Raw genomic sequence first — 12,044 nt, 5'->3', positions numbered from 1 at the left:
AGATCATGGCTGAAAAAATTCTGGAAATAAGAGATCTGAAAAGAGATTTTAAGATGGGTGAGGAAACTGTACACGCTTTAAAAGGGGTTACTTTCACTGTGGAACGTGGCGAGTTTGTAACCATTATGGGAAGCAGCGGGTCGGGAAAATCGACACTCCTTAACATTCTGGGATGCCTTGATAAACCCACAAGCGGAGACTATATCCTGGATGGTGTTAATATTAAAAACCTGAATCGTGATGAACTGGCCGTTCTAAGAAATCAGAAAATCGGATTCGTTTTTCAGTCATACAATCTCTTACCCAGGACGACAGCTAAAGAAAATGTAGAACTTCCTCTGCTCTATAATCCGAAAATATCTACTGAAGAACGCCATAACCGTGCTTTAAAAGCTCTTACAGCCGTTAAACTGGAAAGCAGAATAGACCATCTCCCCAATCAAATGTCTGGCGGTCAGCAACAAAGAGTTGCCATTGCCAGAGCCCTGGTGAATGAGCCGGTCATGATATTAGCTGATGAAGCGACAGGTAACCTGGATACAAGAACTTCTTATGAGATTATGGCCCTGATGCAGGATCTTCACTTACAAGGAAGAACGATTGTTTTTGTAACCCATGAACCCGATATTGCTGCATTCAGCAACAGAACCGTGACACTGAGGGATGGCAAGGTTATTAAAGATATTTCAAATGAAAATATAAAGTCCGCTAAAGAAGCGCTTGAACAGCTTCCTGTGAATGATGATTACAAATAATCCCAACCAAAAAAAGAAAAGCAATGAATACTTCAAACCTTTTTCGAATTGCATGGCGGGCACTTTTAAGAAATAAACTCCGGGCATTCCTTACAATGCTTGGAATCATTATAGGGGTAGCCTCAGTTATAGCGATGACCGCAATTGGTGAAGGTTCTAAAAAAAGCATTAGTGACCAACTTTCATCTATGGGTTCTAATATGATCACCATACGGCCATCAAGTAACATTAATGTTTCCGGAGGTGCAAGAATCGGAGCTTCCGGACTTCAAACCCTAAAACCACAGGACGTTGAAGCAATCTCAAAGAATGCTCCCGACGTATCCTATGTTTCTCCCGCCGTTCAGACTAATGGCCAATCTATTAACGGTCCCAACAACTGGCCTACTCAATTACAGGGTGTCAATGCGGACTATTTCAGCATAAGAGATTGGGCTGTGTCAGATGGTACTTCATTTTCCACGAAAGACGTAAGTACATCAGATAAAGTTTGTCTTCTCGGACAAACGGTTGTTACAAACCTGTTTCCTAACGGTGAAGACCCTATCGGCTCTGTTATCAGATTTAATAAAGTCCCGATGAAGGTAATTGGTGTTCTCGCCTCAAAGGGATCTAACGCATTTGGCCAGGATCAGGATGATGTCATCATTGCTCCGTTCAGTACCGTACAAAGAAGGTTTTTAGGAATCACTTACGTACAAACTATTTATGCTTCATCAACCAATGCGAGTACTTCCCAGAAAGCCACAGATGAAGTCTCTGAAATTTTAAGAAAACAGCATAAGCTTTCTGCAGATGGAAATAATGATGATTTTTCTGTCCGGACCCAGGCAGAGCTTATCTCTACAATGAGTTCTACAAGTCAGCTCCTGACTGTTTTACTATCCGCTATTGCCGGGATTTCTCTGATTGTTGGAGGAATCGGGATCATGAATATTATGTATGTATCCGTTACTGAGAGAACAAAAGAAATTGGTTTAAGAATGTCGATTGGCGCAAGAGGTAAAGATATTTTATATCAGTTCCTTATTGAAGCTATACTGATCAGTATTACAGGAGGAGTTATAGGGGTAATTTTAGGAATACTGACTTCAAAACTGGTAACCGCATTTTTATCCTGGCCTACATTTATTACAGAATCATCTATCCTTATTTCATTTATTGTCTGCGCAATCACTGGAGTATTTTTCGGATACTACCCCGCTTTAAAAGCGTCTAAACTTGATCCGATCGAAGCATTGAGATATGAATAGATTTAATTAAATTTGATTAAAATAAAAAAACATGTCGGCAACCATTTCTACAAAAACTTTTGATTTTCTAAAAAAACTTACCAAAAATAACAACCGTGAATGGTTCAATGAAAATAAAAACCTGTATACTGAATCACAGGAGAATGTCATTGCTTTTCTGGAAGATTTAACAAAGGAAATGTCTGGGTTCGACCAAGAACTGGCCAAGATCGATGCAAAAAAAGCACTATTCAGAATTTATAGAGATACGCGATTTTCAAAAGATAAAATTCCTTACAAAACGAATTTCGGAGCTTCATTAGGAATGGGGAAAGGAAGTCAAAAAGGAGGATACTATCTTCATTTGGAACCCGGGAAAAGTTTTTTGGCAGGCGGAATTTATATGCCTGAATCCTCTCTTTTAAAAGAAGTTCGAAAAGAGATTTCATTATATGGAGACGATTTCATTAAAATCATCAACAACAAGGATTTTAAAAAACATTTTCCTGAATTAGACCAGGAAGACAAATTAAAAAAGATCCCACAGGGATTTGAAAAGGAAGATCCAATGGGAGAATATCTAAAACTGAAAAGTTTTATTGTCGTTTACAAAGTGAAAGATGAGACTATTCTGGATAAGAACGCGGTAAAGGAACTCACAAAAGTTTTTAAACTGATGAAACCTTTCAATGATTTCTTAAATGCTCCTTTTTTATAGTTTTATGACATTTTAAAAAAAATGATCATCAATATTGATTCCACACCAAACACAAAGCATTCACAATCATACGTGTACGCAATAATAGCATAATATAACACAGGGAATTAAGACCCTTTTCCAATATAAACAATCAGGCAAATAACTACTCATAATCAATGATTTAGATTTAAACAAAATTAACATGAGTTTAACATTTTTGATTATCTTTGCTTCCTGTCAAATAATCAAGGATGTCTTTATACCAAAGAATTGCAGAAAACTTACAATACATAAGTCCAAGTTTTTATAAAAGTAGATATTTTAAGAGTTTACACCACCTTTCAAAAGATAACTTTTCAACGCGTAATGTTGAACCTGAATTAGTGTGGATCAAAGAATATTTATCTGAAAACGCTGTGATCCTAGATATTGGAGCGAATGTAGGAACATTTTTGTACCAACTGGAAAATAAGCTTAAACATCAGCACATTTATGCGTTTGAACCGAATCATAAATTGTTTGTGCGTTTAAAAAGGCTTTTCCCTTCCATGAAAGTTCTTTCTTTAGCGCTTTCGGATGAAAATACAACTGCCGAATTTAAAGTTCCCATCATTAATGGGAAAATGGTGGCATCACGAGGGACGTTAAATACTTCATATAAAGAAAAAGGGGAAGAAAAAAGCTATACAGAAAAAGTAGAAGTAACAAAGCTTGATGACTGGGCAGCCAAAGAACAACTTCAAAAATTGGATTTTATAAAAATCGACGTTGAAGGAAACGAAATGAAAACCTTGTTGGGTGGCAAAGAAACCATCAAACAATTTCAGCCTACCCTTATGGTTGAAATGGAACAGAGACATCATGACAAACCAATCTGGGGCGAGATTTCTGAGGTTGAAAGCTGGGGATATGAAGCACAATATCTAAACCGTGCTCATTTCAAGCTTGAAAAACTGACTGAAGAAATTTTAATACAGAACACAAGCGACGAAAAAAATAAAACCGAATACATCAACAATATTATTTTTATACCAAAAACCTTTTAAAATATCTTTATGAGTGTAGTAGCAAGACAGGGATTCAAATATTCCATTATTGGTTATATTGGTTTCTTGTTGGGTACCATTTCAGCTATATTTATCTTTCCCAATAATTTTGAATTTTATGGGAAGCTACGCTACATTTTGCCCACAGCAGAAATGCTGGTTCCTTTTGTTGTATTGGGAATCTCCTATTCTAACGTTAAATTTTTCCACAGGGTAGAAAGAGATGGCAAGAAGCAAAATATGCTCTCACTTTCATTGCTCACTATCCTTATCAACTTTGTTATATTTAGTATTGTTTTCTTTATTCTTCCACTATTCTATCCCAAATTCACCAAATTGGAAGCATGGAAGAGCAAAGAGATCATCTTACCGATGGTTCTGATCCTTTCACTGTGCGCAATATTCAATAAATACATTTCGAATTATAAAAGAATTGTTGTCTCGAACGTATTTGATAATCTGTTTCCTAAAATTGCTAATTTAGGTGCCTTTTGCCTATTTTCATACTTACTGCTATCTCAAAGAATTGCCTTTGCTTTCTTCTTTGGAATGTTTTCGCTGATGCTTGCAGGATACGTTTATTATACCAACAGACTGGAAAAAATCCAATTGGATTTCAGCACAGATTATTTCAAAAAAAATAACTTCTGGAAAGAGTTTTCCAATTACAGTTTCTTTGGGTTTTTGGGAACTTTCGGAAACTATTTGGCGATCAATAGTTTTATGATTGGGGAATTTATGGGAATGGAGGAAAATGGAATCTACGCTGTTCTGTATGCTCTTATCTCTCTTATTTCGATCCCACAGCTGGGATTGTTCAACATATCGGCACCAATCATTAGTAAAACCCTTGCAGATGGAGATATGGAAGAATTGGACCGGTTCCACAAAAAGACTTCTTTATCCCTATATTTTTTGGGCGCTGTGCTGTTTTCATGTATTATGGTAGGATTTCCTTTTCTTACGCAATTTATGCCTAAAAATGGGGTCATGCTTAGAGAATATGAGCCCGTAGTATGGATCTGGGGTTCTGCGGTTTTAGTAGACCTTGCAACAGGATTCAATGGAAATATCATTTCTCTTTCGAAATATTACCGTTTTAATATTTTGGTTATGCTTTTATTGGCAGGTTTAACGATCGGATTGAATTACTATTTTATCAAGCATACCGATTTAAAATTAATTGGAATTGCTTTATCTACAGCGATTTCACTAACCACTTATAATGTCATCAAAATTGCTTTTAATTATTTTATGTTTAAAGTTTCCCCTTTATCTATTGAGATGATTTTTGTATCCATTATTTGTACACTGGCTATTACAGTAGCGATTGTTTTGCCAACCTTTAACAATAATCTTATTAATTTATTCTACAAACCAGCTGTCGTCCTGATATTGATCTATATAGGAAATTACTTCACAAAAATATTTCCTGTTGAGGATTATTTAAATGCAACGTTTATCAAAGGTATATTTAAATTTAAATAAGGCGATCCAAGAGTTCCCCAAGCTTTTCCTGAATATTCTTTTTGCCGTAGTTTTTTTGAAAATCGAAATTCTGTGTTTTAAGCTGTTGAAACTGCTTAATAATATCTTCCTCTTCCGGAATGATAAATTCCAGCTGTGAAGGATAATTTTTAGGAAATACAGCCCATTTTCCATATTTAATGGCATCACCAAGATTTCCGGTCATTTTAGTCTTTCCATAGATCTCTTTCTGACTGAAAAATTCCGTTTGCTGCTGAATGGGACACCACAATACATCAGCTTTCTCCATCCACAGATCATAATCATCAGAAGAGACTCTTTCTTTAAAATAGTTTACAGTAATATTTTCAGGCAGATTCCCTGCTAATTTGTCAAGTATTTTCAATTCCTTATCCTGAGCCTTACCAAGAAATACAAAAGTGAATTTTTCATCGGTTGTCAGCTCCTGAATTGTTTTAAAAATGTAATTATAATCTCTTCTTTTTTGCGAAACTCCTCCAGGAATAACGATAACGATATTATCCTGTGTCCCTGTTCCGAAATACGAGGTATAAAACAATGGCAGAAACTGGTATTTACCTACACACAACTCATTATCCAGAACCAAAAGACTCCTGCTTTGTTTGTACACTTTAGAAGAATAAAAAAGACCTTCTTTCCACCATAATTTAATTCTGTAAATCAAATCTTCTTTGAAGATGCTTTTAATTAAGCTGAATTTTGAAGATTGGGGAAAGTTCAGATTATGGGTAATAACTGCCGTATTATATTTTTGAACAATCGTGAGGAAGGTATTAAAATACCGGTGAACAGTTCCTATGATAATCAGATCATAATTTTTTGCTTTTAACTGATCACTGATCATCGAACTGTCACTTAAAAAAACAGTTTCCCCTTCTTCCCTGACCTGGTCTTTAATTTTTTTTGAAAAATAATAATCTACTTTAAATTCCTGCGAATCTTTCATAATATCTATGAAAGCCTGTGCAATTTCGGCATGGGTATCAATTTCTATATAGGCTATGTTTTTCAAAATATTTATGATATTTTTTTTAAACGCAAGGTTCGCTAATTTTTAATGATAGTTTGCTTTTTTTAAGATCGCAAGGGCGTTAATACTTAGCAAAAATTAGTTACTATAATCTAGAATTTAAATCTTTAACCATTTCTTTTTTAAAGTTTTCCAACGGCGCTCATTAATCATTTTCTGCTCATCCTTACTGATTTTTAATTCAAGTTTTTTAGATCTGCAGTCTTCATACGTTTTAATAATCGCGAAGAAAAATGAAATAGACTTGCTTTTCATAGCTTCTTTTGAAGATGCGATATAAGCCAAAAATCTATTTAATCCTAAAAAATAAAAATATCGTCCGTAATAATCAGATTCTTTTACCGTATAATCGGCCCCTTTCACTTTAATCAACTTCACTTTCAGCTCCGGTAAAACAATTTCTTTCCACCCTAAATTTTCGAGTAATAAAGAATCGATATTATCCCAGCCTAATGTTTCTCTAAGACCCCCCATCCCAAGAAAACATTCTTTCCGATAGGCTTTCATCGGACCTCTGACATGGTTTTTATTTGAATTACCTTCATACACCCATTCGCCTTCCTTTTCTACATATAATAAACCGCCTACCAAACCATATTCCGGATGATTCCTGAAGGCTTCTTCTATCTTTTCAAGATAGTTTTCCGCTAAAATAATATCGGCATCAAATTTACAAATGATATCAAAAGTGTCAAGGTCTTGTGTTTGTAAACCATTTTTAAAAGCATTGACCACCTTTGATCCTGGCTGATGTGCCGATTTCTGAAGATTGATGGTTTCAAACCTCGGATCAGTATCGGTGTACTGTTTAATAATTTCCGGTGTACGATCTGTGGATCCATCATTCGTGACCACAACTTTAAAATCCTTATACCGTTGTTGTTGCAAAGAGTTTAAGGTAAATGAAAGATTATCTTCTTCGTTATGTGCAGGAATTACAATTAAAAACCTCAATTTTCCAGAATGTATTATAAAGATCACCACTAGAAAATATTTCCGGTGATGATCTTTGTATTATTATTTTAAAAGAACAATAAAAATATTATTTATTGTGTGGCATCAGCATATTCTTAGGATCAAGGATCTCATCAAGCTTTTCCTGAGTAAGGACTCCTTTCTCCAATACCAAATTGTAAACACTTTTTCCAGTTTCTAATGCCTCTTTAGCAATTTGTGTGGATTGTTTATATCCGATATAAGGATTAAGAGCAGTAACGATACCAATGCTGTGTTTTACCATATTCAAACAAACTTCTTTATTGGCCGTAATTCCCACAACACATTTAGTGCGAAGCGTGTCTAATGCATTGGACAGAAAGTTGATATTCTCCATAATTGCATGAGAAAGTACAGGCTCCATCACATTTAACTGTAATTGTCCGGCTTCAGCAGCAAAAGTTACCGTAAGATCATTCCCGATTACTTTATAGCACACCTGATTTACTACCTCAGGGATCACAGGATTTACTTTTCCAGGCATAATTGAAGACCCTGGCTGCATCGGAGGTAAATTGATTTCAAACAACCCCGCCCTCGGGCCTGAAGCCAATAATCTTAAATCGTTACAGATTTTTGATAGTTTCACAGCAAGACGTTTCATTGCGGAAGAATAAATAACATAAGATCCTGTATCCGGAGTTGCTTCCACAAGATTAGGAGCAGAAACAATCGGGAAACCTGTAAGCTGAGCTAAATTTCTAGCACAAAGTGCAGCATACCCAATCGGAGCATTAATTCCAGTTCCAATTGCAGTCGCTCCCATATTAACCTCAACAAAAAGGTCAGCATTATTATTCAATTTAGAGATGTCTTCTTCAAGGTTCGCAGCAAAAGCTTCAAATTCCTGTCCCAAAGTCATCGGAACAGCATCCTGCAGCTGTGTTCTCCCCATTTTAATAACATCCTGAAATTCCTGACCTTTTGCACGAAAGGCATCTACTATTCTTTCCAGTTTATCTACTAAACCTACGTTCATGCGCAAAAGTCCCATCTTAATGGCTGTAGGATAAGCATCGTTTGTAGATTGGGAAAGATTGATATGGTCATTAGGCGAGCAAAATTGGTACTCTCCTTTATTTTTTCCTAATTTCTCTAAAACCCTGTTAGCTATTACTTCATTCGCATTCATATTGATCGAAGTCCCTGCTCCTCCCTGGATCATATCTACAGGAAATTGATCATGCAGTTTTCCGTCGATAAGCTCATCACATGTTTCCGCTATCTTGAAATACAGATCTTCCTCTAATAATCCTAATTCATAATTCGTTTTGGCTGCTGCTTTTTTCACAAAAGCTAGTCCTTTAATAAAATCAGGATATGAAGACAGAAGCTGTCCCGAAATTTTGAAGTTATCGATCGCTCTCTGGGTTTGCACTCCATAATAAGCGTCTACCGGTACATTAAGCTCTCCCAGCAAATCGCTTTCTTTTCTGAAATTTTCCATTACAGATTTTTTATTTTTTTATCGTTTAAATATAGCAAAAACGCATCGTTAACAGATGCGCTTTAGATTTTATTTTACAGGATATTTCTGATTCAGGGCCTGTAATATGGCCCATGTTTCAGCATCCATGATTCCATCATAGTTTTGAGGACGGAAGTGATACTGGAAAGCCTCAATGGTTTTCTTTGTTGCATCATCCCATTTACCGCTCTGCTCCACTCCATATCCAAACTTCTGAAGCGCAGTCTGAATTAAAAAGATAAATGAAGGTTCATTATATCTGGTTACAAAATCGGTTTGTGCCAGTTCAAAGATACTTTGTTTTGCCGCTTCATCATACCACATTCCTATCTGATATTCGTCATATAATTTTTTCCATGGAAACATAGGTCCGGGATCTTGTTTTCTTGTGGGTGCAATATCAGAATGAGCCAAAACATTGGTTGCAGGAATCTGATATCTGGTCGCAATATCTTTTGCTAAAGCCGCCACCTTTCTTACCTGCTCATCACTAAATGGAGCAAAAATCCTTTTTCCCGTCCCATCAGTCGTATATCCTGCATTGACAATTTCAACACCAATTGAATTGTCATTAAGGTTTTTATCGTTTCTCCATGAGCTTATTCCTGCGTGGTATGCACGTTTATTTTCATCTACCAACTGATAAATTTCGTTATCTCCGGTATTATTAACTAAATAATGTGCGCTTACTGCCTGTTGAGTAAGCACCGTTATAGATTTATCATCTGGTAAAGCAGTATAATGGAGTATTAGATATCTCTGTCTGAAATTCTGAGCGACAGCCGGAAAATAGGTTTTCACCACCTTATACCCCGCTGGTTTCGCAGAGACAATTGAACCATAACTTGCCGTGTTATCATTTTTGGTTGGATCGGCAACGTTCGTAGTAAAAAACTCTACTCCATGATCGTTTGTAATTTGTGGTTTTGGTTTTTCAGTAACAGGAGTTTTTACGACAGTTTTTGGCTGTGTCACTGGATTTTTTGGCTTATATGTTGTTTTCACAACTTTCTTCTGAGGGGCGCAAGAAAAAACAAAAGCACTTAATCCGATGATATATAATGTTTTACGCATTAGTCTAATTTTTTAATCATTTATTACCTCAAAAATACGTAAAATTTTCTTGAAATTTATTTGGTAAATAAAGAAATCTATTCTATATTTGCACTCGCAATAACGGAACAGCGATCATTAAAAAACGTTATTAACAGGAGAGTTGCCTGAGAGGCCGAAAGGACATGTTTGCTAAACATGCGTACTGGAAACGGTACCAAGGGTTCGAATCCCTTACTCTCCGCGACTATCATTTTCGGGGCGTAGCGTAGTCCGGTCATCGCGCCTGGTTTGGGACCAGGAGGTCGCAGGTTCGAATCCTGCCGCCCCGACTTTTTTAATGCGCTTATTAACTAAGCGAGAATCAACTTTTTTAATGGGTGCGTAGCTCAGCTGGATAGAGCATCTGCCTTCTAAGCAGACGGTCAAAGGTTCGAATCCTTTCGCGCTCACTTAAACTCACAATTTTTATTGTGAGTTTTTTATTTTACAACTAACTCAGTAAGGATAGAGCATCCCGATTAAAATCGGGACGGTCAAAGGTTCGAATCCTTTCGCGCTCACATACTTTATTCTAAATCTCTATACAAATATAACCTGATCGATTTGACACTTTAAAATTTATTTACATAATTTTATCATATCATTTAGTTTTGTATTATGCTTGAGCAAAAAGATTTCATTGTTGTACCTTTTATGGAAATTAAAAGCAGATTTGGTTTACATATCCAAGACTACAGTTCTGATTTATTTTTATCGAATAACCCGACAGATGAGGCTGTATACCCTGATCCAGCGACAAATACCTTTGCTGTTTATGAGGGTGATACCACAATGGATGAATTGGACTTAACTATTTTAGGATATGGTTTAGAGCAACCTCAAAATAGAGCCATTTTAGTCATTGGAAATCTCCATATCAATCACCATATCAATATGTATGGAACAGATGTAGGATATCCGATATGCCTGTATGTAACCGGAAACTTAACTGCAGAGAATGTGGTCATGAGTTCATTATCTGACATTGTTGTTCGTGGAAATATCGAGATAATAAAAGATTTTTATGCAATCAATACAGACTGTGGGTATATTGCCTGCGGAGGAAATTTCAACGCTATGAATGCATATGTAGAATCCTTTAGCTTGACCGTTCAGAGCACTTTAAATGTTCCGAATTTCTATTATCATGTTAATCTTTCTAGAAATGACATTGATGCATCATTAGACGAATTGAGTATAAGTATTCATCAATTAGGCAGTTCAAAACCTGTTGCCTGTGGGGAGAGTGGGATTAAATATTTTGATTTGATGGAGGACATTGAAAATGGGGATCTCGATTTTGACCATATGGATCAAAGTGAGACAGATAAAATAAATGCTCTTTACCGGGAAAATTTTGTTTTTAAACCCCAGTTTTATTCTAAACACAATGAATTTGACTTATCCAATATAGCCTATAAAGAAATCCTGAAAGGTGAAAATATTTTTGCCTGATATAAATTAAGGCATCGATGGCATTCTTGTAAAAGCATATGGGAAGATAATATACTTACGACACATTTAAAGTATCAACTTAGCCCTTTATCCATTCTTCTTTTAATAAACCAGTGATATACTCATCCATAACCTCTCCATTTGCCGTACAAACGAAACCATTTCTTCTTATTCCTTCGAGTTTATAACCAAATTTTTCCTGCATCTTAAAGGATGATTCATTTCCCTTAAAATATCCATTATCCAATCGTCTTAAGTTTAATTCATCAAAGGCAAATTCAATTCGTTTTCCAAAAGCTTCGGATCCATATCCAAGACCATGATATTTTGTATTGATCCAAATTCCACCACCAGCAGTACCTTGATAATTATTGATTTTATCTAAACTTATACCCCCAATAACTTTTTGCGTTGATTTAAGTTCAATCGCAAGATGATACGCCATTCTACCCTTTTCTTCATTTGAATTTTTCATGCAATACTGAATCCATTTTTCCGCATCAGTGGCTGTATATGGGTAAGGCACAAAAGCTAACCATTTTGCTACCTCGATATTATTTAACCCTTCTACTAAATCATCAACATCTTCCAATATCCAGTCTCTTAAAACTAATCGGTTTGTTTCTAATTTCATTGTAATTCAGTTTTTTGGTTACTTTTTGATTGTCGGTTGTGGCTTCAAATTTCGTATAAAAGTTTCAAATCCCATGAAAAATAATTCGAATTCTATTCAGAGGAATCAGCTAAAACCCACAATA

The 12,044-nt window shown here is 35.8% G+C and carries 11 protein-coding genes and 3 tRNA genes; 9 read left to right on the top strand and 5 right to left on the bottom strand.

Annotated elements, in window-relative coordinates:
* Nucleotides 1–5: 5 nt before the first annotated feature.
* The 5 genes from CEY12_RS19790 (at nt 6) to CEY12_RS19770 (ending at nt 5,221) form a co-directional block, all read left to right on the top strand.
* Complete coding sequence (locus CEY12_RS19790; protein WP_089029299.1) at nt 6–755, top strand: ABC transporter ATP-binding protein; 750 nt, start codon at nt 6–8, stop codon at nt 753–755.
* Nucleotides 756–778: 23 nt separating this feature from the next.
* Nucleotides 779–2,008, top strand: a complete 1,230-nt coding sequence (locus CEY12_RS19785; RefSeq protein ID WP_089029298.1) for an ABC transporter permease — start codon at nt 779–781, stop codon at nt 2,006–2,008.
* 31 nt (nt 2,009–2,039) lie between these two features.
* Entirely contained in the window at nt 2,040–2,705 is a 666-nt protein-coding gene (locus tag CEY12_RS19780) for a DUF2461 domain-containing protein (RefSeq protein WP_089029297.1), read from the top strand.
* Between the two features lie 233 nt (nt 2,706–2,938).
* Complete coding sequence (locus tag CEY12_RS19775; protein WP_089029296.1) at nt 2,939–3,733, top strand: FkbM family methyltransferase; 795 nt, start codon at nt 2,939–2,941, stop codon at nt 3,731–3,733.
* A 9-nt stretch (nt 3,734–3,742) separates the two neighbouring features.
* On the top strand, nt 3,743–5,221 hold the full coding sequence (locus CEY12_RS19770; protein WP_089029295.1) for a lipopolysaccharide biosynthesis protein: 1,479 nt from the start codon (nt 3,743–3,745) through the stop codon (nt 5,219–5,221).
* Here the strand turns inward: CEY12_RS19770 and CEY12_RS19765 are convergent.
* From CEY12_RS19765 to CEY12_RS19750, 4 genes are all read right to left on the bottom strand, one after another.
* Nucleotides 5,214–6,254, bottom strand: a complete 1,041-nt coding sequence (locus CEY12_RS19765; RefSeq protein WP_089029294.1) for a hypothetical protein — start codon at nt 6,252–6,254, stop codon at nt 5,214–5,216. The two genes, CEY12_RS19770 and CEY12_RS19765, sit on opposite strands and share 8 nt — an antisense overlap.
* A 117-nt stretch (nt 6,255–6,371) precedes the next feature.
* Entirely contained in the window at nt 6,372–7,253 is an 882-nt protein-coding gene (locus CEY12_RS19760) for a glycosyltransferase (RefSeq protein WP_228409737.1), read from the bottom strand.
* Between the two features lie 61 nt (nt 7,254–7,314).
* Entirely contained in the window at nt 7,315–8,715 is a 1,401-nt protein-coding gene (gene aspA, locus CEY12_RS19755; RefSeq protein WP_089029292.1) for an aspartate ammonia-lyase, read from the bottom strand.
* Nucleotides 8,716–8,784: 69 nt separating this feature from the next.
* The gene (locus CEY12_RS19750; protein WP_089029291.1) at nt 8,785–9,810 is read right to left on the bottom strand and encodes an N-acetylmuramoyl-L-alanine amidase; all 1,026 of its coding nucleotides are present in this window, start codon (nt 9,808–9,810) and stop codon (nt 8,785–8,787) included.
* A 136-nt stretch (nt 9,811–9,946) separates the two neighbouring features.
* Between CEY12_RS19750 and CEY12_RS19745 the strand changes: the two genes are divergently transcribed.
* The 4 genes from CEY12_RS19745 (at nt 9,947) to CEY12_RS19730 (ending at nt 11,286) form a co-directional block, all read left to right on the top strand.
* Nucleotides 9,947–10,033 (top strand) — tRNA-Ser (locus CEY12_RS19745).
* Between the two features lie 13 nt (nt 10,034–10,046).
* Nucleotides 10,047–10,121 (top strand) — tRNA-Pro (locus CEY12_RS19740).
* A 46-nt stretch (nt 10,122–10,167) separates the two neighbouring features.
* Nucleotides 10,168–10,241 (top strand) — tRNA-Arg (locus tag CEY12_RS19735).
* Nucleotides 10,242–10,449: 208 nt separating this feature from the next.
* Nucleotides 10,450–11,286 carry a hypothetical protein gene (locus CEY12_RS19730; RefSeq protein WP_089029290.1) on the top strand — a complete coding sequence of 279 codons (837 nt, stop codon included), beginning with the start codon at nt 10,450–10,452 and terminating at the stop codon, nt 11,284–11,286.
* Nucleotides 11,287–11,365: 79 nt separating this feature from the next.
* Here CEY12_RS19730 and CEY12_RS19725 read toward each other — a convergent pair whose 3' ends face one another.
* A complete protein-coding gene (locus tag CEY12_RS19725; protein WP_089029289.1) occupies nt 11,366–11,920 on the bottom strand; it encodes a GNAT family N-acetyltransferase in 555 nt (184 codons plus the stop codon).
* Nucleotides 11,921–12,044: the final 124 nt, after the last annotated feature.

Source organism: Chryseobacterium sp. T16E-39 (genome assembly GCF_002216065.1).
Taxonomy (GTDB): domain Bacteria; phylum Bacteroidota; class Bacteroidia; order Flavobacteriales; family Weeksellaceae; genus Chryseobacterium.
Note: the sequence above shows the minus strand (reverse complement) of the source record. Positions and strands in the feature narration are given on the sequence as shown.